At 72.6% G+C, this 23214-nt stretch carries 20 protein-coding genes; 17 read left to right on the top strand and 3 right to left on the bottom strand.

The window, feature by feature from the left end; genetic code table 11:
* Nucleotides 1-81 precede the first annotated feature (81 nt).
* Entirely contained in the window at nt 82-1095 is a 1014-nt protein-coding gene (locus ACZ7FF_RS35065; RefSeq protein ID WP_470817534.1) for a helix-turn-helix domain-containing protein, read from the top strand.
* On the opposite strand, the gene ACZ7FF_RS35060 is transcribed toward ACZ7FF_RS35065, so the two are convergent.
* Nucleotides 1067-1642 (bottom strand): hypothetical protein, encoded by a 576-nt coding sequence (locus ACZ7FF_RS35060; RefSeq protein WP_470817533.1) that lies wholly within the window; start codon nt 1640-1642, stop codon nt 1067-1069. The two genes, ACZ7FF_RS35065 and ACZ7FF_RS35060, sit on opposite strands and share 29 nt — an antisense overlap.
* A gap of 1120 nt (nt 1643-2762) precedes the next feature.
* Between ACZ7FF_RS35060 and ACZ7FF_RS35055 the strand changes: the two genes are divergently transcribed.
* Nucleotides 2763-3761 carry an RNA polymerase sigma factor gene (locus ACZ7FF_RS35055; protein WP_470817531.1) on the top strand — a complete coding sequence of 333 codons (999 nt, stop codon included), beginning with the start codon at nt 2763-2765 and terminating at the stop codon, nt 3759-3761.
* 114 nt (nt 3762-3875) lie between these two features.
* On the opposite strand, the gene ACZ7FF_RS35050 is transcribed toward ACZ7FF_RS35055, so the two are convergent.
* The gene (locus tag ACZ7FF_RS35050) at nt 3876-6680 is read right to left on the bottom strand and encodes a helix-turn-helix transcriptional regulator (RefSeq protein ID WP_470817529.1); all 2805 of its coding nucleotides are present in this window, start codon (nt 6678-6680) and stop codon (nt 3876-3878) included.
* 756 nt (nt 6681-7436) lie between these two features.
* On the opposite strand from ACZ7FF_RS35050, the gene ACZ7FF_RS35045 reads away from it, so the two are divergent.
* From ACZ7FF_RS35045 to ACZ7FF_RS35015, 7 genes are all read left to right on the top strand, one after another.
* Entirely contained in the window at nt 7437-8729 is a 1293-nt protein-coding gene (locus ACZ7FF_RS35045) for a COG1470 family protein (protein ID WP_470817527.1), read from the top strand.
* A 32-nt stretch (nt 8730-8761) separates the two neighbouring features.
* The gene (locus ACZ7FF_RS35040) at nt 8762-9154 is read left to right on the top strand and encodes a PAAR domain-containing protein (RefSeq protein WP_470817525.1); all 393 of its coding nucleotides are present in this window, start codon (nt 8762-8764) and stop codon (nt 9152-9154) included.
* A 203-nt stretch (nt 9155-9357) separates the two neighbouring features.
* Nucleotides 9358-9951, top strand: coding sequence for a helix-turn-helix transcriptional regulator (locus ACZ7FF_RS35035; protein WP_470817524.1), 594 nt, complete (start codon nt 9358-9360; stop codon nt 9949-9951).
* 172 nt (nt 9952-10123) lie between these two features.
* On the top strand, nt 10124-11671 hold the full coding sequence (locus ACZ7FF_RS35030) for a phage tail sheath family protein (protein ID WP_470817522.1): 1548 nt from the start codon (nt 10124-10126) through the stop codon (nt 11669-11671).
* A gap of 12 nt (nt 11672-11683) precedes the next feature.
* A complete protein-coding gene (locus tag ACZ7FF_RS35025) occupies nt 11684-12160 on the top strand; it encodes a phage tail protein (protein ID WP_470817520.1) in 477 nt (158 codons plus the stop codon).
* Nucleotides 12160-12558, top strand: a complete 399-nt coding sequence (locus ACZ7FF_RS35020; protein ID WP_470817518.1) for a hypothetical protein — start codon at nt 12160-12162, stop codon at nt 12556-12558. Before ACZ7FF_RS35025 ends, ACZ7FF_RS35020 begins: the two co-directional genes overlap by 1 nt.
* Nucleotides 12495-12713 (top strand): DUF6760 family protein, encoded by a 219-nt coding sequence (locus ACZ7FF_RS35015; RefSeq protein WP_470817557.1) that lies wholly within the window; start codon nt 12495-12497, stop codon nt 12711-12713. The genes ACZ7FF_RS35020 and ACZ7FF_RS35015 overlap by 64 nt, the downstream gene beginning before the upstream one ends.
* A gap of 495 nt (nt 12714-13208) precedes the next feature.
* On the opposite strand, the gene ACZ7FF_RS35010 is transcribed toward ACZ7FF_RS35015, so the two are convergent.
* Nucleotides 13209-13421, bottom strand: a complete 213-nt coding sequence (locus tag ACZ7FF_RS35010; RefSeq protein ID WP_470817559.1) for a hypothetical protein — start codon at nt 13419-13421, stop codon at nt 13209-13211.
* A 145-nt stretch (nt 13422-13566) separates the two neighbouring features.
* Between ACZ7FF_RS35010 and ACZ7FF_RS35005 the strand changes: the two genes are divergently transcribed.
* From ACZ7FF_RS35005 to ACZ7FF_RS34970, 8 genes are read left to right on the top strand one after another with little or no spacing between them, the layout of a single operon-like run.
* A complete protein-coding gene (locus tag ACZ7FF_RS35005; protein ID WP_470817555.1) occupies nt 13567-16209 on the top strand; it encodes an eCIS core domain-containing protein in 2643 nt (880 codons plus the stop codon).
* A gap of 49 nt (nt 16210-16258) precedes the next feature.
* Complete coding sequence (locus ACZ7FF_RS35000) at nt 16259-16789, top strand: phage tail protein (protein ID WP_470817516.1); 531 nt, start codon at nt 16259-16261, stop codon at nt 16787-16789.
* Between the two features lie 17 nt (nt 16790-16806).
* The gene (locus tag ACZ7FF_RS34995; protein ID WP_470817515.1) at nt 16807-17367 is read left to right on the top strand and encodes a phage tail protein; all 561 of its coding nucleotides are present in this window, start codon (nt 16807-16809) and stop codon (nt 17365-17367) included.
* Nucleotides 17364-18092, top strand: coding sequence for a hypothetical protein (locus tag ACZ7FF_RS34990; protein ID WP_470817514.1), 729 nt, complete (start codon nt 17364-17366; stop codon nt 18090-18092). The genes ACZ7FF_RS34995 and ACZ7FF_RS34990 overlap by 4 nt, the downstream gene beginning before the upstream one ends.
* Nucleotides 18089-19945, top strand: coding sequence for a VgrG-related protein (locus tag ACZ7FF_RS34985; protein WP_470817513.1), 1857 nt, complete (start codon nt 18089-18091; stop codon nt 19943-19945). The genes ACZ7FF_RS34990 and ACZ7FF_RS34985 overlap by 4 nt, the downstream gene beginning before the upstream one ends.
* A complete protein-coding gene (locus ACZ7FF_RS34980; RefSeq protein WP_470817511.1) occupies nt 19945-20388 on the top strand; it encodes a GPW/gp25 family protein in 444 nt (147 codons plus the stop codon). Before ACZ7FF_RS34985 ends, ACZ7FF_RS34980 begins: the two co-directional genes overlap by 1 nt.
* Nucleotides 20385-22352 (top strand): putative baseplate assembly protein, encoded by a 1968-nt coding sequence (locus ACZ7FF_RS34975; RefSeq protein ID WP_470817509.1) that lies wholly within the window; start codon nt 20385-20387, stop codon nt 22350-22352. The genes ACZ7FF_RS34980 and ACZ7FF_RS34975 overlap by 4 nt, the downstream gene beginning before the upstream one ends.
* Nucleotides 22349-22897: a phage tail protein gene (locus tag ACZ7FF_RS34970; protein ID WP_470817507.1), complete on the top strand. Its 549-nt coding sequence runs from the start codon at nt 22349-22351 to the stop codon at nt 22895-22897. The genes ACZ7FF_RS34975 and ACZ7FF_RS34970 overlap by 4 nt, the downstream gene beginning before the upstream one ends.
* Nucleotides 22898-23214: the final 317 nt, after the last annotated feature.

Below are 23214 nucleotides of genomic sequence, written 5' to 3'. Positions count from 1 at the left end.
GACACGAAGCGGCGAGTCCCGGCGCCGTGTCCGGATCGCGGAGCCGTCGCTCAGCGGGCCGAGGAAAGGAGAACGCCGAGCATGCACGACCCAGCAGCGACACCGCTCGACACCGCGCAGACCCCGACGAACGAGCCCGGACGTTCTCTGAGCCCCTCCGGGCCGGGCGGGGGCGTGGTGGAGCGGTGGCTGTCTTCGTTGTGCGTGGACAGAATCGCCGCCGAGCCGGACGTGGTCCGGGTGACCGGGGAGGACACGGACCGCTGGTCCGAGCACTGGCCGCACAACACCCAGCACGTCGTCTGCTTCGTCGCTTCCGGACGGTGCCAGGGCACGGTCGGACGGGAGCATGTGGTGATCGGTGCCGGCGGGGTCCTCTGGGTGCACCCCGGCACGCCCGCCCGGCTGCGGGCCCCGGAGCGGGGCACGTCCCTGGTGCACCGCCTGCGACTGACGCACGACCCCGTGGTGGACCCCTTCGCTGGATCGTTTCTACTCGCCGACGGCGTATGGGAGGCGAAGGGAGTGCTGTCGCAGCTGTCGCACGAGCTGCTGGGCGGCCCGTACGCGAGCCTGCGCGACGAGCGGGTCCGAGGACTGCTGACGGTGCTGTTCACCTCGGTGCTGCGGGCGGCCGACCACCAGGACGTCCCGGGGCGACTGAGCGGGGCGGCGCGGCAACTCATCACGGAACTGGCCGACCGGCGCATTCATGAGCGCCTCCGGGCCGCGGACCTCGCCGACGCGGTCGGCCTCACCCCCGACTACTTCACACGCGTCTTCCGCCGTACCTTCGGCATGCCGCCCAGGGAGTGGCTGATGCGCCGTCGCGTACGGCACGGAGCCTGGGCTCTGGACACCGGCGACGCGTCCATCACACAGGTCGCCCACACACTGGGGTATCCCGACCCGTTCCTGTTCAGCCGTCAGTTCAAGCTGGTCATGGGGGTGTCACCGCAGACCTATCGCAGGAGGCAGGGGCGTGACTTCGACACGTCGGCCCCGCTGGTGGACCGCGAGCCCTCGTGGACCTGCCGTGCGGCGGACAAGGAGGACGGGCGGGCCGTCAGGAGTCCACGAGCATCCCGTCCCTGAGCCGGGCGATGCGCGCCGTGTGCTCCTCCAGCCGCCGCTTGGCGCTCTCGGCCCAGGTGAAGAAGCGCGCGGGCACACAGGCACGGGACGCCCTGACGCACAGCTCCTCCAACTGCGCCTGGAGGCCGACGGCCAGCGGCCACACCTGCGCCAACTGGTCCTGCAGGGCGGTGGGAGAGGTGCCCGTCGCCGGCTCGCCCGTCGGCACGCCGAGATCGCTCAGGCGCCGCTCCAGTTCCGATGCCTCCTGCAGCACCGAGTAGGCGCGCTGCAGGTCCAGCAGGGACAGACGGTTTTCGATCAGCTCCGAGGCGAGGCGGTCCACCCGGCCCGACGCGCAGGTCCTCGTCTGCCCCGTCCCGCTCACCGAGACGACCTGCGCGGTGAGATGCTCGACCCGCGATCCGACGCTTCGCAGGCGTCTCCTCGCGTGCGGTATGTGATCGCTCGGCAGTCGTGCGTCGGCCAGCCTGATCCACTCGTCCGCCAGGCGTTTGGTCGTCTGCCGGATCTGAGCTGTGATCTTGTCGAACTCGTCGCCGTGCACGAAGCCTCCTGTCGCATCGGCTGTCGCCGACTTGGTGAGAGCGCGATCAATGCCGCCCGTACCGGACCGGTTACGGGGAGCGGGCAGCGCATACCAGTCTCATTCGCTCGTCCGGGTCCGCTCCAGAAGTGAACGGGCACCCCTATGGGCACCGCCCGTGAGTGCCCGTTCGGCGGCCCTCCCGGGCACCCGGCCCGACGGGTGCGGGAACCCCGTACGAGACCGCCGGCGGCCTCCTGAAGCGGCTTCGCCGGGGCCGGGAGGCGGCGCCGCCCATGCCGGTGAGTCTGTTCGCAAGGCCCGGCGGCCGCCCGGGAAAGCGACTCGGGTGGTGATTCGCCCTGTCACCGATGCGGGGCCTATTCGCACGGCGGGAGGCAGGGATCGCAAAGACCGCGCGGACAGTCTGCGGCACCGGCTGGGAATTGTCACCGGCCGTGCCGCCGTGCCGCACCCTTCCGCGAGGAGATCGGCGCAACGACCTCGACGCGTCGTTGAATTGTTGACGAACTGGCGGTTGTGGGGGAGAAGTCGTGGCGTGGAACCGGTGGAATCCCGCACGCGCCGTACGCCTTTGCAGGGTCGGCCGGGTGCCGGCACCGGCGGGAATCGACGCCGTCCCGCCTGCGAACCGGTTTCCCTTGACGAGCGCGAAACCGGTGTTCCGCCCGGGTGGGAGGGCTCCGGGTCCCGTGTGCGGGCGGTGCGGGTGGGCGGTGCGGCGACCGGCGGGTAGTGCAGGGAATTATGCCCGAAAGCGCATGGCGCACATTCTTCCGCGCCGGGCGGGTCAATGGGCGGAGACGTCGTTGGCCCACGCATCCGATTGTCCGGGTGCGTCGTCCCGTAACCGTTTGCCGCCGGTCGGGGTGGGTGAAGTCCCTTTCCGGGGGCGGACGTTCGCTGTGCCGGAGGAGGCCGAAAGGGGCCTCCGCGGTCGAACTCCGGAAAGCGATCGGGCACGGGCCGTCGTTGTGCGCATTGCGGTGGCGTGAAAATATGACGGTCGTCGATTTCTTTCCCTTTCCCGGCGCCCTTCGCGCAACCGCCTCGTAACCTCCGTCGTACTTGTCCGCAGGCCGGAATCACAGTGCCCCCGATAGCATTCCGCCACCGCCGCGTGAGCAGCGACCTCGACCTGATCAAGGCCGCGCGCACAGGGGAGGCCTCTTCCTTCCAGCACCTCTGGCTCCGCCACGTCGTCGCCGTCGAGGCGTACGCGTCGACGTGCGCACCCGCCTCCGGCGGGATACAGGACCTGGTGCTGTTCGCCTACCAGGAGTTGCGCCGGCGGATGGACGCACCGGACCGGATCGGCAGCCGGCGCTACGACGGATTCGTGCGCCTGCAGTTGCTGGAACTGGTGCGGACGCGTGCCGTCCAGGCCGGTGTGAGCGGCCCGGCTCACCCGAGCAGGTTCCATCTGTGGGTCTATTCGGGGGCCATGTGGTCGATGCGGGACGACCGGCAGCTGTGCGACGCCTTCGACCGGCTGGGCCCCGTCGACCAGAGCCTGCTGTGGCACTGCCTGGTGGAGCGCGACAGCGCGTCCGAGATCGCCGAGATCACCGGTGTCGCCGTGGACACCCTCGGGGCACGCCTGGCCCTGGCGCGCCGCAACTTCCGCCAGATCCGGATGAGGATCCACCTCGCGCGCCGGGACTGCGCCGACTGTCTGAGCGCCGTCGGCGGCATCGGCGCCATCGTCCACGGCGCGCAGGCGTCCCCGGACGTCCGAGGGCTCTCCCTGTGCCAGAACTGCGACGAGGTGTACACCGACCTGGTCCACCTGGACGACTGGCTCGTCGGCCAGCTGCCCGCGCGGATCCTCGGCTGGTGGCCGGGCGACGAGTACCTGCGCAACAAGGCCGCCGCCCGGCAGTCGGCCGCCGTCGGCGCGCCCCCGCCGGCCGCAGCCGCCGTGCCACGGCACGGACGCAAAGCCCCCCAGCACGCCCGGAAGGGGCCCGCCCGGCGATCCGGCGTCCCCAGGACCGGGCATGCCCGGCACGCCGCCCGCCCCCTGAGCGGCCGGATGAGCGGCCGGATGAGACGCGCCCTCCAGGCCGCCTTGCGCACCCTCGCGCCCCGAACGGGCAGAGGGCCCGACCGGGGCTGAGCGGGCCGTGTCCGGGGCGGCCCGTCGCCGTGGGGGAGGCCGCCCGGGGAGCCGGGGCCGCCGGTCGGGGTGGTCCGTGTGGGCCGGCCGACGGCGTGGGAGGCCGGGCGGGGGTCAGAGGCCGGTAGTCCGGACCCGGCGGCGCAGCTCCCTGCGATTGTGCACCCCGAGCTTCCCGAAGATGTTCCGCAGGTGGTACTCGATCGTCTTCACACTGAGTGTCAGCTCGTCGGCGATCTCCTGGTTGGAGTGGCCCAGCGCGACCAGGTGCGTCACCTGGCGTTCGCGTGCGGTGAGCGGATCCCGGCCCTCCATCCGCTCGATCGTGGGAAGCGAGGCCCTGCACTGGGCCCGGTACTCCGTCAGGAAAGCGCGTGCACCCAGCTGTGAGTAGACGACCTCCGCCGAGGCGAAGTGCCGGATCGCTTCCTCCGTCCGTCCCAGGGCGGCCGTGGCCCGGCCGCACGAGGTCTCCAGGAGACCGCGCATCACCGGGACGTCCCGGCCCGGGCGGAGGGCGTCGATCGCCTCCTCGTACCGGCGCACGGCGCCTTCGTCGTCGCCCGCCGCCTCCGCGAGGCGCCCGTGCAGCCACGTCTCGGTGACGACCAGCAAGGGGTTCGACCCGTCCGACAGCGCCCTGAGGCCCTTCATGGCGATGCGTGCGTGTTCGCTGAGGCCGCACACGATGAGCGACTCCGCCAGGAAAGGGAGCCACGTGGTGGTGACCACCCGCACCCGCTCCGAGTGGTCGGACTGTTCGGCCAGCATCTGGAGCGCGGCCACGACCTCGCGGTGGTCCCCGCGTGCCCGCGCGCCCATCGCCCGGGCGACGGCCGTGTGGTACTGCGGGCCGGCGAAGTCCATGTGTCCGGCGAGTTCCCTGGCCTCGTTCAGACAACCCGCGGCGCCCGCCGCGTCGCCCTGGAAGGCGTGGAGGACGGAACGCAGGGACCACAGCGCGGCCGTGTCGATGCGACGGCTCTGCACGTCCTCCAGGGCCGCGTCCATCTGAGCGGCCGCCCGGTCCCAGTCGCCGCTCAGCAGGAGGCAGGTGGACAGGTGCACCGAGACGCTGCCCCCCAAGAACCGGGCGCCACCCGGCCGGCTGCGCACGAGAGCCATCGTGAGGTCGGTCGTCGCGGCTGAGACGCGTCCGTCCGCGAGCCGCAGGACGCCACGGACGGTGAGCGCCGGCACGTCCTCCTCGCCGATCTCGTCCGCGTCCTCGGGGAGCGCCGCCAGCAGCGCGAGGCCGCTGCGCGGGCCGTCCCGCAGCGCTGCGCCGTAGGCGGCGAGCGCGCACGCCACCCGGTCCGCGTCCGGCGGGAGGAGCACGAACACCGACTCGTACGACGCGTCGGCAGGGCCGTCCGCGAGCGGTGCGGCGTCCGTGGTGTCCGGGTGCAGGCACTCCCGGGCCTGTTCGGCAAGGTGCCGGGTCGCCTCGCCCTGCCCCAGGATCGCCTGGACCGCGGCGAGTTCCACGAGCACCACCGCGCACTGCCGGGGGCAGCCGGTCCGCAGCGCCCGCCGCGCCTGGTCCAGGAGTCTGCGTGCCGAGGTGAGACGCCCCGCGGCGAACTCGGTGAGCCCGAGGGCCTCGTCCCGCCAGGGCGAGGGCCGCCGGGTGGCCACCGTGTGGGCGTAGCGGCGGAGTTCGGCGTCGGCACCGGCCCAGAACAGCAACCGGACCGCACCGTAGAGCAGACCGTCGGCGAGACGGTCGTCATCGGACAGGGGTGCCGCGGACGCCAGCAACCGGGCCGCCGTCAGCAGCTGTCCGTCGCCGACCTCCTGCTCGGCCACGTCGAGGACGTCGGCCACGAGCCGGGCGTCCACCCGTTCCGCCGCCGCCAGCCGGTGCGCCGGGCGCTGTCTCCAGTCCACGGCGGAGACGGCGGCCAGGTGCAGAGCGCGCCGGCGGGCCACGGGCAGGCTCTGGTACAGGGCGTCGCGGAAGGCGGGGTGCGTGACCGTCACCGTGGGCACATGGGAGGAGACCAGGGTGACGAACTCCTCGCGCACCAGCGGCTCCAGTGCGAGATCGCAGTCCGGTTCGCCGAGCACCCTGCCGAGCGTGGACACCGGCGCCGAGCCGCCGAGCACGGCCAGCGCCTCCAGCGCCTCGGCGGAGGCCCGGGCAGTGCCGCGCAGTTGCCGTTGTACGACCGTGGCGGGCAGGCCCGTGGGCCGGCCTGCGTCGACCGGGCCGGCCGCGCCCCGCTGCTGGGCGGCGAGCCTGCCGAGATACATCGGATGGCGCCCCGCCCGCAGCAGCAGATCCCGCGTCACGGCGGGGTCGGCCTTCTCACCTGCCTTGTCACCGAGGGAGACGCCGACGAGTTTCGCCGCCTCCGCCTCGCTCAGCTCGCCCAGACTGATCGTGCTGAGCGCGTGCGTCAGATGCAGCACGCGGCGTGTCTCCTCGTCCCAGGCGCGCGACGTACGGGCCGCCAGCAGCACGCACAGACGTCCCCCCGCGCGCACGGCTTCCGCGAGCGCGCGCAGGGTCGCGCTGTCCGCCCACTGGGCGTCGTCCAGGAACACGGCGACGGGACCGGGGGCGGCGCAGTCCACGAGCCGCCGCAGCGAGTGCGGTCCACCGTCGTCCAGGGGCGGCCGCACACCCACCGCACGCTGCCCCTCACCCGCAGGGCGGCGGGACTGCGCCGGGACGGTCGCCGGGTGCAGCAGCCGGCTGAGGCAGTTGAAGGGGGCTTCCGCGGCGTAGGGCTCCGCCGCGGTGGACAGGACGGTGAACTCGCTCAGCCCGTCGAGCAGACGGCGCACCAAGGTGCTCTTCCCGATGCCGGCCACGCCCTGGACGAGGACCACCGAGGCCACACCCGATCGGGCGCTCTCGGCTGCCGTGCGCAGCCGGCGCAGTTCGTTCGCCCGGCCGACGAATGCCTCCATGAGGCCGTGACTCTCCTGCTCGGGTCTGATCCGTGGTGCTCTCATACGTCCGGTGCCGTAGTGCCCTTTCACCCATGACCTGGCGTGGCGGTCCGCGCCCGGGCCGGTGCCCTGCCGTCGCCGCTGATGACCGGCCGGTCGGACCGCGTCCGGTGACCGTGCGCGGACGAGGGCCTCGCCCGCCGCCGGGGCGCGGGACCTCGCGGCGGAGCGGAACCGGCGGCGCACAGGGGGAGTCGATCGCCCGGGCAGCCAGCCTAAGCCACACGGGCCGCTGCGGATTCCCAGTCAAGGACTAGGGAAAATCACTGATACGCCGGGCCGGAGGCACCGGCATCCTGACCACGCCAAGCCTGTGCGGGCCGGGTGCGGAAAACCGCCGGCCGACTTCCCCGGTATGCCGGTGCCACATGGCAGCGTCACGAGTGACGATCCCCCCTGCCCACGTGCCGCCCTCCGCTCTCGCACAGCAGCCCCCTGCCGGTCCCCACTTCGCCTCGGAGGCCGGCAGGGGTTTTCTGCGTTCGCTCGCCGTTCCCGACTTCTTCCTCGTCCCCGGTCGTCGACACCCCGGTGCCCGGGCCGTCGACACCCTCCTCCCCGGGTGGACGACGCCGCCGTGGACTCCGGTCTCGCGCGGGGCGCCGATGCGGTGCCCCGATGTCCCCGATCGGCCCCATCGGGCAGCTTCGGCGCCTGCACGGCAACCCCAAGAGGACTGTCGCGGGGTGACTCGGGCGCGAAAGGCTCTGGGGTGTGGGAGCCACGGTATTGCTGCAGGAGTACGACACCGTCGCCCAGCCCGGAGAGGTCACCCGCCGTACCGTCCAGATCCTCAACAACGGTCCCGTCGTGGACAGGTTCGACCTGGACGTCGTCGGGGGCGCGGCGCGCTGGGTCACGGTGGAGCCGCCACAGGTCAGCGCCTTTCCGTACGAGATGGTCGAGGCCACCGTCGTCTTCAGCCCGCCGCGGAACTTCGACGTCCTGGCCGGCACGCAGACCTATGCCCTGCGGGTGATGTCGCAGGAGGACGTCGAGGGCTCGGTGGTCGACGAGGCCACGGTGACGGTGGCCCCCTATGTCGACTACTCCGTGCGCTGCGCGCCCACGTCCCGCCGGGGGCGGATGTCCGGCCGGTACAACGTCGTGGTGGGGAACCAGGGCAACGCCCCGCTGCCGGTGCAGATGTTCGCCGACGACACCGAGTCCGCCCTGCGCTACCGGTTCCGGCACGACGAGGTGGACGTGCCGCCGGGGCGCGCGGTGATCGTGCCGCTGCGGGTCAGGCCCCGCGCGAGGAAGTGGGGTGGAACGGACGTCCGCCACTCGATCCAGTGCCTGGCGGCCGCGGGCGAGGGGGAGCGGCGCGGCGTCGACCTGACCTGGGAGCAGGCTCCGATGATCGGGCCGGGCGTCGGGCAGTTCGTGATGGCGGCGTTCGCCGCGGTCACGGCCCTGGTGGCCCTCTGGTTCCTCGTGCTGCGACCGACCGCCGTCTCGCAGGCCACGCCGGGGTCCTATCCCGAGCCCCAGCCGTCACCGAGCCAGAGCCCGTCGCCGAGTCATTCCCCGAAAGCGCACGAGTCACCTGGCGAGAGTCCCCCTCCGGACACCTACTCGCTGCCGCCGGAGAACCCGGAGAACGGTGACACCGGGGGATCACACGGCCCGTCCGGCTCCCAGGACGCCAAGGACATCCGGCTGTCGGCGAACGTGCCCGTCACCGGAAAGTTCGACACCTCGACCCGGTACAAGGTGCCGGCGGGCAAGCGGCTCGACATCTCCAGGATCTTCCTGGAGAACACGGCGAACGACCTGGGGATCCTGCGCGTCCAGCGCGACGGTTTCACCCTTGTCGAGTTCAACCTCGCCAAACTGGGCGAGGAACCGCAGAACCTCGACTCCTCGTTCTCCTTCGGGCCCGGCCAGAGCGTCGTCCTGGCCGTCGAGTGCGTCAAACCGGGCGTCCTGCCCGGACAGTCGGCAGGCACCACCTGCACGCCCGCGGCGACCCTGGCCGGCAGCCAGGTGCCCGATCACTCCTGACACACACGCCCCCGAAGGGACGAAAAGACCGCATGAGTGCACCCCTTGCCGCGCTCGGAGACACCATCCGGGGAGTGGACATCCACATCGTGCTCGTCCCCGCCCCGGGCGGTCCGGTGCCGACGCCCTACGAGCTGCCGTTCTCCGGGCCGATCGCCCGCGGTTGCTGTCCGAGTGTCCTCACCGGAGGCCGTCCCGTCGCCACCGTGGGCAGCGTCGCGGTCAACACACCCGTGCACATACCGCCCGTGGGCACGTTCCGGGTGCCACCCGACGACCTGGGGACCGTCGAGACCGGCAGCGCGACGGTGTTCGTCGGGGGCAGGCCGGCCGCCCGGAGCGGGGACTCCGCCACCACGTGCAACGATCCCGTCCGACGGCGTACCTCTGTGGTGATGGCGTCCCGTAACGTCTTCGTCGGGTGAGATACTGACGAACGGTCAATTCAACTGACCACCGGTTCAGTACAGGAGATGCACGCCTTGAGCCATGGCCTGAGCATTACGGATGCGACAGGCTGATCGGGCAAACATGCGGTCTGCCCCGCAGGGAACGGGCGGTCGGCAGAAGTACCGAAGGGGTGCCCGGACACGTGGTTTCGGACCGGATTTTCCTTTACGTGAAAGCGGTGGATCCCATCTCCGCCGCAGGCATCTGCGCGGCACTGAGCTGCCGCCCCGAGGTCTGGATCGCCACCGATCACCAGATCACACCGCAGACCGTCGGCGTCATCGTCGCCGACACCATGGACGAGGAGGCGGCGGGTCTGCTGCGCGCGGTACGCAGCAAGGGGGTGCGGCAAGTGGTCGCGGTGGTCTCGGAGATGGACGACTCCGCCCTGCTGGCCGCCGTCGAATCGGGGGTGAGCGGAGTGGTGCGGCGGCGCGAGGCCACCGCGGACCGGCTCGTGCAGGTGGTCACCTCCGTCCACCGCGGCGCCGGTGTCGTCCCGCCGGATCTGCTGGGACGTCTGCTGAAGAGGGTCTCCCAGGTCCAGGAACAGGTCCTGACGCCGCGCGGGCTGCGGGTGACGGGACTGACCGAGCGGGAGGAGGGGGTACTGAAGCTGGTCGCGGCGGGTCTGGACACCCGCGAGATCGCCAAGCGCCTCGCCTACTCCGAGCGCACGGTGAAGAACGTCCTGCACGACATCACGCACCGGTTCCACCTGCGCAACCGGTCGCACGCCGTGGCCTACGCCATTCGCGAGGGCCTGATCTGAGGGTCCGGCAGACCGGCCGCCGGCCGGTGCGTCCTCGCCCCGCCCCGAGCGCCGCGCCGCGGCCTTCCCCTTCGGGCAGGCATCACCTCCCGGAAGGGGGGCCAGGTGTTGCTGTCGGCCCGCACCGCCAGAGCGGTGGGATGGAGCCCACCCCGCAGAAAGCGAGCACCGCGTGCGAAGTTATGTGACACCAGGCGTGTACGTGGAGGAGGTCTCGGCCGGCATCAAGCCCATCCAGGGTGTCGGCACGTCCACCGCCGCCTTCGTCGGCCTGACCGAGAAGGGCCCGACCCACGAGCCCACCCTGGTGACCAACTGGTCCCAGTTCACCGCCCTCTTCGGGGACTTCGTCGCCGGCGCCTACCTGCCCCAGTCGGTCTACGGCTACTTCCTGAACGGCGGAGGCAGCGCCTACATCGTCAGCCTGGGCAACCCGCAGGGAGCCCCCGCGGCCCTGCCCACCGCGGCGCCGGTCGGGGAACTCCCCGGCCCCGACGGCGGCCGGCCGGCCCTGAACGTGGGCCTGGCCCCCGCCGCGGCCGGCACCGGCGACCAGGGCGGTGTCGTCGTCGAGGTCGAGGACGCCACCGACAAGTCGCTCGAAGACGGGTTCCGGCTGGTGGTCCGCAAGGACGGCCAGGTCGCCGAGACCTTCGACAACGTCACCCTCAAGCGGGGCGCCGCCCATGTGCTGACAGCGGTCAAGAAGTCCGCCCTCATCACGGTGGCCGAGGTCAAGGGCGCCGCCCTGCGGCCTGCGACGGGCACCCGCGTGACCCTCGCGCCCGCCGCGCCGAGGCCCGGGTCCCCGGCCGCGAACGCCCCCGCCTACATCGGCGACGCGGCCGAGCGCACCGGTCTGTCCGGCCTGGAGGCGGTGGACGAGATCACCATGCTCGCCGTCCCCGACCTCATGAGCGCCTACGAGGCCGGGGCCATCGACGCGGACGGGGTCAAGGCGGTCCAGCTGGCCATGCTCCAGCACTGCGAACTCATGGGTGACCGCATGGCCGTACTGGACCCGCTGCCCGGCCTCACGGCCCAGCAGGCAGCCCAGTGGCGACGGGACTTCTCCGCCTTCGACTCCTCCTACGGCGCGCTGTACTGGCCGTGGATCAACGTCGTCGACCCGCGGACCAAGCGGCCCTCGCTCATGCCCCCCAGCGGGCACGTGGCCGGTGTCTGGGCACGCAGCGACGAGACGCGCGGTGTGCACAAGGCGCCCGCCAACGAGGTGCTGCGCGGCGTCATGAGCACCGCCCTCAACGCCACCAGGAACGAGCAGGGTGTCCTCAACCCGATCGGTGTCAACTGCTTGCGCACCTTCCCCGGTCAGGGCGTACGCGTCTGGGGAGCGCGCACCCTCGCCAGCGACGCGGAATGGCGGTACGTCAACGTCCGGCGGCTGTTCAACTTCGTGGAACAGTCGATCCTCGAAGGCACGAACTGGGTGGTCTTCGAGCCGAACGACCGCTACCTGTGGGACGGCGTGCGGCGCACCGTCACGATGTTCCTGACCCGGGTGTGGCGGTCCGGTGCGCTGTTCGGGCGGACACCCGAGGAAGCCTTCTTCGTCCACGTCGACGAGGAGAACAACCCCCCGGACAGCCGGGACGCGGGCGTTCTCACGATCGACATCGGCATCGCCCCCGTCAAACCGGCGGAGTTCGTCGTGTTCAGGCTCTCGCAGTACGCGCAGGGAGCCTCCGTCCAGGAGTAAGGAGCTCAGCTCATGGCACTACCGACAGCAACGGCAGGCTCTGTTGGCACGGTCATCTCGGCCGCACGTTTCGTCGTGACGTTCGACGGCCTCGCACCCTCCTACTTCTCCGAACTGGCCGGCATCTCCTCCGAGGTCGAACCCGCGGAGTACATGGTGTCAGGCCACAAGGGTGGCGGTCTCATACACACCAAGCAGTTCGGCAAGACCAAGCCGCCGACCGTCGTCCTGCGGCGCGGCGTCGACGGCACCGCGTCCATCTGGGCCTGGCACCAGATGGTGCGCAGCGGGGCGCGCACCGCGCAGATGTCGGGGACCCTGGAACTCCAGGACGCGGGCGGCAATCCCAGGGCGGTCTACTGGATGCAGGACGCCTGGCCCAGCAAGGTCGAGGTGGGGAACCTTCGCGCGGGCACGTCCGAGATCGTCCTGGAGACCGTCACCTTCACCTGCTCCAACATCGACCTCAAGGGCGGTGGTCTCCTTTAATGGGCGCTGCGGACATGTCCGGCGCCACCCTGCGCACGGAGTATCCCTTCACCCTGCCCCGGGGCTACGTGGATCCCGAGGGCAGGGTGCACCGCGAAGGTCTCATCCGGCTGGCGACGGCGCGTGACGAGATCGCGCCGCAGACGGATCCGAAGGTCCAGCAGAACCCCGCCTATCTGACGGTGCAGCTGCTGGCGCGCACCGTGACCCGGATCGGCGGGGTCACCCAGGTCGGGCCCGAGACGATCGAGAACCTCTTCGCCTCGGACCTGGCCTTCCTCCAGGACCTCTACCGCCGGATCAACCAGCAGGGCCACACCGAGGCCCAGATCGCCTGCCCGGCCTGCTCCCACGAGTTCCTGGTGGACGTGGCGGGGGAGGCAGCGGGGGAATCCTGACGTACCCGGCCGACCTGCTCTGGGAGGAGGCCGTGTACGTCGCCTATTACCTGCACTGGTCCGTCGACTCGATCCTCGACCTGGAGCACGCCGTTCGCAGGCGTGTGATCGAGGAGATCGGCCGGATCAACGACCACCTCTCGGCTGCCGAATGAATGCCGACGCCGGCGCAGCCGCACAGCAGTTGAAGGGACGCCGCCCGTGAACCTCTCCTGGGTATTCCCGCGGTCCTGGCTGCGCGGCCGCCGACGGGGGGCCGCCCACCCGGTCGAGCCGCCGGCCCGGCCGCGGGTGGAGCCCCCGGCCGGGCCGTCGGTGGAGCTGGTGGAGCCCCCGGTGCACCAGCCCGAGCCGCCGGAGGACCTGCCGGCGTGGCGGCGGCTGCCGGTCCTCACGGCCACCGTCACCCGCCACCGGCCCGTGACGGGCGACGGCGGGACCGCCGTCGCGGGCACCAGGCCCCTGCTCCACCGCCGGCGGACGCAGCCGGGACAACCGCTGGTGCGGGGGCGCTCCGACGGACTGGTCACCGCCAGGCCGTTTCCCACCGCGGTGGACGAGGACACCCCGAGCGCACCCGAGGTCGCGTCCGCGGACGACAGCGCGACGGACTCCTCGGAACATCGCCCGACGCACGAGGCCCGTGCGACTCACGGGCCGAGCGCGGCGTACCCGGCGAGCACGGCGCCCCGCCGGCTGCCCGTACTGCCCGCGGCACCCGCCGAGCGCCCCGCGAGGGCCGACCTGACGCGGGTCGCCGAGGGCTCGGTCGGGCAGCCCCGGCCGGTGACTCCGCCGCCCCAGCGCTCGGAGTTCGATCGGCAACTGGACGCGTTCCGCCCGGAGTGGCTGCGCAACGACACGGGAGGCGACCTCCCCCACTACGTGCAGGCCCGGACCGCGGACGCCGCGCAGGCGAGTGATCCCGGCGCCGCGTTCCCGGCCGCGCCGGAGACGCCGCGACCGGGTACCGCGCCCCGTCCGGCGGGGCTCCAGCGCCCCGGCGGCATGACGCCGGCCGAACCGGGCACGCCGTTCGGCATCGGTACGGGCCCGGGTCACCCCCGCGGGCGGCAGGTGCCGCGCAACCAGCCCCTGCCGGCGTTCCGCCGCACGGTGCACCGCGGTACGGACGGCACGCGCCGCCGGATCTCCGAAGCCCCCCAGGTTCCGCCGCCGTCGGCAGACCGGCCCGTCGACGACGACGGGCCGGACCACCGGGTCCGGCGGGGCGGCCCGGAGGGGACCACGGCGACCGACGCCGACGCGGGGGCGGGGGCAGATGCGGGGATGCGCGCGGGATCGGATGACGGCGACAGGGCGACCGTGGTGCCCGCCCTCCGGCGGGTCCCGGAGCCGCCGGTGGGAGACGGCGACGCCCCGGGTGCCGCCCTCGGCGCGCCACCTCGGGCGTCCCTCCGGCCCACACGGGTCTCCCCGGCGTCCCCGGCCGAGGAGACCGGTACGACGGGGCGGTCCCCGGACTCCGCCACGCCCGTCGTGCCGGACGCACCGGTGCACCTGCCGGCTGCGGAGAGCCCGTCCCCTTCGGGCAGTCGGTCGGGCGCTGAGTCCGGGTCGGTTTCGGGGAGTTGGGTGGGCGCTGAGTCCGGGTCGGTTTCGGAAACCGTGGCGGATCCGGAGGGCGTGAACGCCGTGCGGGCGGATGCGGTGCCGGGTGCCGGTGCCGTGTCGGCTGAGCCGGGCACGCCTGGTGTGTCCGAGGGTTCCGGTCCTCTGCCTCGTGGTGCGCGGGTGCGGGGTGGGGTGTCTCGTGTGCCGGGTGTCCCGGACGCGGAGCGTGAGGTCGGGGTGGTGCCCGGTCTTCCCGTGGCTGGGGGTGGTTCCGAGGCGGGGGCTGGGCCGGAGGGCCCGGGTGGTTCCGGGGCTCTGCGGCACGGTGTGACGCCCGCTCGTCGTACCGCCCGTACCGACGCCGAGCCGGCCGCCATGGGCGATGCCGCCGAGCCGGGCGCCCCGGCCGAGGTCGGTGACGCGCCCGTTCCCTCGGGGCGCGGCGACGAACCCGCCCCGCCGGCCCTCCCGTTCGCGACGGAACGGTCGGACGGCCCCCGTGAACCGACCGGGTCCCGACCCGTCGGCTCCTCGGAGGAGGGGACCGTTTCGCGGGCGGATGCGGCGCCGGGTGCCGGTGCCGTGTCGGCTGAGCCGGGGACGCCTGGTGTGTCCGAGGGGCCGGGTGTTCCGGCGCGTGGTGCGCGGGTGCGGGGTGGGGTGTCGCGTCGCGACGAACCGCCCCCGCAGGCCGCTCCACCGCCCGGACACACCGCCGAGCCCGCTCGACCCGCCCCCGCGTCGTTGCCGAGGTCCCCGCGGACGCGGCCGGCCGCCGCCGGTCCGGAGCCGTCGCGGCGTACGGGGGAGTCGCCCGGTGCCCGGTCCGCAGGACGGTCCGGTGCCGGCGAGGCGCCCGCGTCCCCGCACTCCGCCGGACCGTCCCGTCGGGGTGAGCCCGGTGCCGTGCCGCGCCACCGGTCGGCCGCCCCCTTCCGTGACGCCCCGGCCGGCGACCCGTCACCATCCGGCCCGCCGGATCAGGCTGCCGCCGCGCGGGGCGGAGTGCCGGTCCGGCCGGCCGCTGCCGAAAACGTGCGGCCGGTCCGGTCGGCTGCCGTCGGTGGTGTGCCGACGGATCGGTCGGCTGCTGCCCAGGACGGACCGTCGGACCGGTCGGCCGTCGTTGGTGAGGTGCCGGCGTCGGATCCGTCCGCCGGCGCCCCGGGGCGGGGGGCGGATCAGGCCGTCGCCCGGAAGGGAGCATCGGGCCGGGCGGTAGCCGCTCGGGGCGGGGTGTCACGGGACTCGTCGGCTGCGGACCGCCGTTCCGGCGCCGGGAAGGCGACGACCGTCTCGGCCCTGGCCCCGCATCTGGCCCATCGCTTCGCGCGTGATCTCGGCATGCCGGTCTCCGGAGTGGCCGTACGCCGGGACGCCGAGGCCGGGAACCGGTCGAAGCGGCTGGGCGCGCGTGCGTTCACGGAGAACGGCACCGTCTTCCTGCCCGCGAGCGCCGGACCCGTCGACGGTCCGGAGGCGCAGGCGCTGCTCGCTCACGAACTGGTCCACGCGGTCCAGCAGACAAGGCGACGCACGCCGGCCATGACGTCCGCCGCGGGGGAGGACACCGCACTGGAGTCGGAGGCCGTCGCGGTAGAACGGTGGGTGCGGGGGCATCCGGTGGAGCTGCGCCATCTGCAGCGACCGGTGATGCCGCAGGCTTCCCCGTCGTCCTCGGGGCAGGCACAGGGCGACCTCGTGCAGCGGGCACCGCTCGCGGCGCCAGCGAGTGCCGAGGCCCCGACCCTGCCTTCGCAGGACATGGCGTCCTCGGCGGCCCACGGTTTCGCACCGGTGCCGCCGGAAGCGGTGGTCACCCACGACAGGGACACGGGCCTGCACCGGGCCGCCCGGCAGACCGCCGACGGCTCGCCGGACGGCTCGGTCGAGTCGCGACTGAGAGAACTCGCCGAACTGGTCCACGGGCTGCGCCGCAGACGCTTCGTGCAGCTCGACCATCCCATGCAGCTCGACGCGTTGGCCGACCTGCTGTACGAGCGCGTCTCCGCACACCTGCGGCGGGAGATGGTCGTCGAACGCGAACGCCACGGCCTGCTGACGTTCCCGGTCTGACAGGGCTGTCCGGACGGCGTCGCGCCCGCGAGGGACGGAAGGAAGAAAGATGCAGAGCAGTAAGTTCAACCGGTTCACCCATGGCCTGGACGCGTTCTTCGGCACGGTGAGCGTCAACCACCGCTTCGTGGTCGCCATCGACCACGGCGAATACGACCTCGGGTACTGGGCCAGCGCCTCCGGGCTCAGCGTCAACTGGGAGACGTGCGAGTACCGCTACGGAGAGGCCTGGAACGACCGGATGATCTACCCGGGCATTCCCAAGTACCAGCGGATCAAGCTGGCCCGGGGTGCATGCGCGGACTCCCAGAAGGTCCAGCAGTGGCTGAGCGCCACGGCGAAGCGCACCGAGCCGTTGACCGGAGCCATCGCGCTGATCAACTGGCTCGGCCAGCACACGGTCACCTGGGAACTGCGCGAGTTCTTCCCGGCGGGCTGGGGAATCGGCGAGTTCAACGCCGCGGGCGGACAGGTCGCCATCGAGACGCTCGAACTCGCGCACACCGGGTTCCTGGACGACGGACGCTCTCTGGGTGCCGCCTTCGGCCAGGCCGGTGTGCCTTCCTCACCGCACATCTGACCGACCGAGGGACAACGATGATATTCAACCCGCTGGGCACGGATCCGAGTCAACTGCCCACGATGCTCGGTTCCTTCGTGAACCGGCGTTCGCCCCGTCATCCGGGACGGTATCCCGCCCTCGGGCTCGCCATGCGCTTCAAGGTGATGGTGGGGGGCCTGAACCTCGGTGAGTGGTCGAGCTGCCGTGGTCTGAGCGTGCAGTTCGGTGCCCGGGAAGTGACGGAGGGCGGCAACTACGCCTCCGCGGAACTGCTGCCGGAACGCATCAGCTACAGCACGGTCACGCTGGAGCGGGCGGTGTCCAAGAAGGACTCCGAGACCCTGCAGAACTGGCTGGTCCAGGTCGCCGCCGACTGGACGTGCAGTTCCCTGGACGCCGAGGCGATGGGCAGGCACTACCAGGGGCAGAGCGTCACCATCCAGCTCTACGACCACCAGGGGGAGGAGGCCGCGATGTGGGTGCTCCACAAGGCGTACCCGAAGGAGTGGTCCGGTCCGGAGCTGAGCGCCGACTCCCACTCCGTGGCACTTGAGCGGCTCACCCTCGCCCACTGCGGATTCCTGGGGCACCGGTGACCCTTCGGCCCGGCCCGCAGCCGCTCACCGCGCCCAGGTCCAAGGCGCTCCTGCGGAACCTGCTCACCAAGGAATGCGTGGTCTTCGACTACAACCCGGCCGAGATCGGCGTCGCACACGACGCCGACGTGCGCACCGAGTACACCAGCGCCGACAAGTCGGCCGCCTCGACCGGTGCCGGACTGAACCTCAGCCTGTCCATCGGTTCCACCCGGTTGCAGCTCTCCCAGCTCGTCTTCGTCGGCCCGTCCTGCCGCGACAGGGTCGACCGGCTGAAGGAGTGGGTCCAGCCGAACTGCGAGGTCAAGCCGAAGGAGGGCACGTCCTCGGCACTGACGCAGGGCACGAAGTCCACGCCCCAGACGATGAAGCGGGCACCCCTGCAGTTCGAATGGGGCGGGCAGGCGGGATTCGAGGAACAGGCCGAACTCATGCGCTTCGACTGCGCCTACACCCGCTTCAGCGCGTCGGGCACGCCCATCCGGGCCGAGGTCCGCAACCTCACGCTGCACCTGGTCAGGCACGATCTGGACGAGTTCGTGCGCAGCGGCGCCGCTCAGGCCGCGGCCCTCGGCCCGGGCGGTGCTCCCGCCCTCTCCGGTGGCCCGGGACAGGGCCGCGTCATGGGCGACGGCCTGCGCGGGTACGCACCACCGCCGCGACGCACGGGCAACGGCCTGGCCGGGATCGCCCCACCGTCGCTCCGGACGGGAGGCCGGCGGTGAACACCACTGGTTCCCGGAAACCCGACGCCCTGTTCTCGATCAGTGTCAACGGTTCGGCCCGTCCGTTGTCCGACGACGACCACACCCGGCTGCTGCGCGCGGTGGTGGACCACCGTCTGCACGCACCGACCATGATCGAACTCGCCTTTCTCGACGACTCCGGCGACTTCCTCACCCGCACCGGCATCACCTTCGGCACCACCGTCGAGGTCCGCACCCTCGGCGCCGGGGGCCGCGCCGGCGCCCATCTGGGCAGCGGCGAGGTCACCGCGCTGGAAGGCGACTACTACGACCTGTCCCTGATCACCGTGGTGCGCGCCTACGACGCGGGTCACCGTCTGCAACGCCGTTCCCGCACCCGCACCTTCGTCAACCTGACCGACGCCGAGATCGCCCGGCGCATCGTGCAGGCGGCGGGACTGCGTCCCGGCCGGATCGAACCGACACGGACCAGGCACGCGCACCTGGCCCAGATGAACCAGACCGACTGGGACTTCCTGTCCTGGCGGTGCCGGGAGATCGGCTTCGAGTTCGGCTTCGAGGAGGACGCCTTCTACTTCCGGCCCGCCTCCTCCACCACCACCGAGGCCGCCACGCTCCAGCTCCAGCGGAACCTGCGCACCTTCCGGCCGCGGGTGACGGCCGCCAACATGGCCGAGAGCGCGGAGGTGCGGATCTGGGACCCGCTGCGCGCCGAGACCGTGTCCGTCGTCGGCCCCGTGACCGACGAGTCCGTCCGGCTCACCGGGGCGAGCGCCGCCACCACCGCGGACGCGGTCGTCCCCGGCACCCGGCCGCAGTCCCAGCCGCCCGCCTCGGCGGCCTTCGGGCCGGCGCCGGCGCAGCGGGCGCGTGTCCTCGGGGACACCGCTCCCGCCCAGGGCGCGGCCCTGGGAGCGGCCTCGCAGGAGGCGCTGCGCGGCACGCTGCGCCAGGTCACGGACAGCTTCGCCGAGGCACAGGCGACGGCGTGGGGTGACCCGGCGCTGCGGGCCGGCGCGACGGTCCGGGTGACCTCCACACCCGAACCCTTCTCCGGCCTGTGGACCGTGGCCGCCGCCCAGCACGTGTACGACGTCTCCGACGGCGCGTACATCACCAGACTCCAGCTGGGCACGGCCCGGGGCCGCACGTTCGCCGGGCTGTCCTCGCGGGGCACCGAGGCGGCGGCGCCCCGGATCGCCGGCCTGCTGTGCGGCATCGTCACGGACGTCAACGACCCCGTCGGCAAGGGACGGGTCAAGCTGGCCCTGCCCCTGCTGTCCCCGGACCTGGAGACCGACTGGGCGCCCGTGGTCCAGCCGGCGGGCGGCAGGCGGGCCGGTGCCCTGATGCTGCCCGAGGTCGGGGACCAGGTCCTCGTAGGGTTCGAACTGGGCGACACCCGGCGCCCGTACGTGGTGGGCGGGGTGCTCGGCAACGCCAGCAGTTACCGGCTCGGCGGTCCGGCGGTGGAGGCCACCGGGGCCAGCGCCGACGTCGTACGCCGTGGTCTCGTCTCGCCCACCGGCAACATGCTGGCCTTCCACGACAGGATGCCCGCGGACGGCCGGCCGCCCACGGCGTCCGAGATCGTTCTCGGCACGGCCGACGGCTCCCTCGGCCTCGCCGTCGACCAGGTCGCGGGCACGGTCACCGTGAGCTGCCGTCCGCACCCGCCGCTGAGCCGGTCCGGCACCGGCACCGTGGTGATCGAGTGCGGCGACGCCGGGAACATCGACATCCGTGCCGGGCAGGGGGGCCGGGTCACGGTCGACGGCGGGAGTGCGCTGCGGCTGACCGCCCGGGAGTCCGTGCGGATCGAGAGCAGCGGCACCATCGCCGTCAAGGGTTCCAGAATCGAGCTGAACTGATGCCGGGCGAGACGGATCCGACGACCGGGAACCCCTCGCGCAGGGGATGGCGCTTCCCCATCGGTGTGAACGGCGGCGGAACGATGCGGACCGTGGAGGGCCACGCCCTTCTGGAACAGTCCATGCGGCTGGTCCTGACGACCTACCCCGGGGAACGCCGCATGCGCCCCCACTTCGGCTCCCGCCTGCGTGACTTCGTGTTCGCCGGCACGGACCCGGACACCCTCGACCGGATATGCCAGGAGGTGCACTCCTCGCTCTCGCGGTGGGAACCGGGAGCGGTGATCCGGGAGGTCCGCGCCGAACCCGATCCCGACGAGCCCACCCTGGTGCACATAACCGTCCTCTACGCGGCCGAAGGCAGGGAGGACGGCCGCCGGATGGTCGTTCCCTTCTCCACTGTCCCGCAGGAGACAGAAGACCAGCCAGATCCTGGAGCGTGACCGTGCTGCCCACCCCCGAACTCGACGACCGGCGTTTCGAGGACCTGGTCGAAGAGGCGAAACGCCTGATACGGCAGCGCTGTCCGGAATGGAGCGACGACAGCCCGACCGACCCCGGCATCACGCTGGTCGAGGCGTTCGCCTACATGATGGACCGGATGATCACCCGGCTCAACGATGTGCCGGACCGGCTCTACGCCAAGTTCCTCGACCTGATCGGCCTGCGGATGCTGCCGCCCGTCGCGGCCCGCACGGAGCTGACGTTCTGGTCCACCACACCCGTCACCGGGGCGCCGCTGACCGTCTACGAGGGCACGACCGTCGCCACGATGCGCACCGACGATGACACCGTCATCACGTTCCGCACGGACGACGACGTCAGCATGGTACCCACCGAACTCGGGGCCGTCCTGACCCGCGCCGCCGGGGACGGCGCCGACCGCGCGCACGAGTACCAGCCCGGTCACGGACTCTCCGCACCCTTCGGGGCGTTCAGCCGTATCCCGCAGGCGCAGGACGAACTCCTGCTGGGACTGCGGCAGCCGGCACCGCGCTGCGCGGTGCGCGTCGAGTTCGACGGCCGGGTCGACGGTGTCGGTGTCGTGCCCCAGAGCCCGCCGCTGGCCTGGGAGGCCTGGACCGGTGACGGATGGACCACGTGCGACGTGTCCGACGACACCACCGGCGGTCTCAACCGGTCCGGGCACGTCGTCGTGCACGTGCCGGCCGGGCACGCCACCTCGGTCCGGTCCGGCATCGCCGCGGCCTGGTTCCGGGTGCGCATCCTGCCCTCGGACGGCACCGCCCCGGCATACGCGTCCAGCCCGGTGGTGCACGGCCTCGGCGTCGAGACCGTCGGCGCGACCGTGCCCGGCACGCACGCCGAGATCCTCGAGCCCGAGATGCTCGGCGAGGCCGAGGGCGTACCCGGCCAGCGGCTCCCGCTGCCCTACCGGCCCGTCCTGCTGTCGTACGGCGAACCGGTCCTGGAGACGGCGGACTCGGCGCGCGCGCAGGACTGGATACCGTGGAAACGCGTCGACGACTTCGCCTCCAGCGGCCCCGACGACCGGCACTACGCCCTGGACCCGGTGGCCGGTGAGGTCCTCTTCGGTCCCGCCGTCCGCCAGCCCGACGGCACGGTGCGCCGCTACGGTGCCACCCCCCGGGCCGGCGCGCTGGTGCGCATCCGCGACCTGGCTCTGGGCGGCGGCGGCATCGGCAACGTCCCCGCGGGGGCGCTGCGTTCGCTCACCTCGTCCATCCCCTTCGTGGCCGCCGTGGAGAACCGCAGGCCCGCCCGGGGCGGCGCGGACGGCGAGACGCTCGCGGAGGCCGTGGCACGCGGACCGCTCATGCTGCGCAGCAGCCTGCGCGCCGTGACGGCGGAGGACTTCGAGTCGCTCACCATGGCCGCCGCCCCCGAACTGGCCCGCGCCCGCTGCCTGCCGGCCGCCGACGTCCCCTGCGGCGTGCGGGTCCTCGTCGTACCGTCCGCGGCGGGCGGCCGCGGACTGCGCCTGGACCATCTGCTCCCGGCCGAGGAGACCCTGCAACGAGTGGCGCACCGGCTGGACGCGGCCCGGCTCGTCGGCACCTCGGTGATGATCGAACCACCTCTGTACCGGGGTGTGACGGCGGTGGCCCGGGTGACCGCCGTCCGGCACGGCGAGCCCGAGGAGGTCAGGGCCGCCGTCGAGGACGCGCTGTACCGGTACCTGGACCCGCTGCCGGGCGGCGGACCCGACGGCCAGGGCTGGCCGTACGGCCGCGCGGTGCTGGTCGGCGAGGTGTTCGCGCTGGTCCAGCGGGTCCCGGGCGTCGACGTCATCAGCGACGTACGGATCTTCGCCGCCAACCCGGTGACCGGTGAACGCGGCCAGGAGGCGTCACGCATCGACCTGCCGCCCAACAGCCTGGTGATCTCCTACGACCACCAGGTGCTCGTGGAGTCGCGGTCGTGAGGGGCGCGGCACCGGGGATCGGCAGCCCGTACACCCTCGCCCAGCAACTGCCGGCCGTCTTCCAGGAGGACCCGGGCACCGAACTCCTCACCTCGGCCTGGGACGAGGTGCTCGCGCCCGTCATCAGCACCCTGGACTGCCTCGACGCCTACCTCGACCCGTGGATCGCGCCGGCCGACTTCGTCGGCTGGCTGGCCGAACGGATGGGCGCGCCGGACGGGCCGTGGCCCGTCGAACGGCGGCGGGCCATGGCCGCGGAGGCCGTCCGGCTGCACACGCGCAGGGGCTGCGCCGACGCGTTGCGCGCGTGGCTCACGCACATGACGGGCGGCCGGGTCGAGGTCTTCGACAGCGGGGGCGTGTACACCTCCGTCGTCCCGGACGGCGTGTTTTTGGGGACCGGCGCCGGTCTCGTCACGATCCGCGTCACGCACGCCGGTGACGTGGCCGCCGGCTCCGTCATGGACGCCGAGGAGGTCGGGGCACTGGCCGCCACATGCCTTCCCGCACACGTCCCGTTCCGTGTGGAGGTGGTGAGCGCGTGATCGTCTGCCGTCGGTGCTCGGAGCACAACCGGGACGACGACGACTTCTGCGGGTCCTGCGGCGTCTTCCTGGAGTGGTCCGGCGAACGGATCAGGCCGCAGCCCGTCGCGCCGCCACCGCCGCCGGTCGAGCCCGAGCCGAGGCGCACGTGGTTCTACCGGATCACCATGTTCATCGCCCGCCTGACGACCCCGCCGTCCCGGGGCCGTCCGGTCGACGTCAACGCCCATCTCAGAGGCGGCATGGGCGGAGCGCCCGGTCGTCCGGGTGGGTTGCCGTCTGCGCCCGGGGGTTTGGGTGGGTGGCCGCCTGTGCCC

The organism is Streptomyces sp. NPDC037126 (assembly GCF_055605965.1).
This window is presented reverse-complemented; position numbering and strand designations above follow the sequence as displayed.

Bases quoted from the DNA above. Each gene is read 5' to 3' on its own strand.
- ACZ7FF_RS35065 (WP_470817534.1), top strand. From the start codon at position 82: ATGCACGACCCAGCAGCGACACCGCTCGACACCGCGCAGACCCCGACG.
- ACZ7FF_RS35025 (WP_470817520.1), top strand. From the start codon at position 11,684: ATGGCACTACCGACAGCAACGGCAGGCTCTGTTGGCACGGTCATCTCG.
- ACZ7FF_RS35020 (WP_470817518.1), top strand. From the start codon at position 12,160: ATGGGCGCTGCGGACATGTCCGGCGCCACCCTGCGCACGGAGTATCCC.
- ACZ7FF_RS35050 (WP_470817529.1), bottom strand. From the start codon at position 6,680: ATGGAGGCATTCGTCGGCCGGGCGAACGAACTGCGCCGGCTGCGCACG.
- ACZ7FF_RS35040 (WP_470817525.1), top strand. From the start codon at position 8,762: ATGAGTGCACCCCTTGCCGCGCTCGGAGACACCATCCGGGGAGTGGAC.
- ACZ7FF_RS34995 (WP_470817515.1), top strand. From the start codon at position 16,807: ATGATATTCAACCCGCTGGGCACGGATCCGAGTCAACTGCCCACGATG.
- ACZ7FF_RS35000 (WP_470817516.1), top strand. From the start codon at position 16,259: ATGCAGAGCAGTAAGTTCAACCGGTTCACCCATGGCCTGGACGCGTTC.
- ACZ7FF_RS34980 (WP_470817511.1), top strand. From the start codon at position 19,945: ATGCCGGGCGAGACGGATCCGACGACCGGGAACCCCTCGCGCAGGGGA.
- ACZ7FF_RS35005 (WP_470817555.1), top strand. From the start codon at position 13,567: ATGACGCCGGCCGAACCGGGCACGCCGTTCGGCATCGGTACGGGCCCG.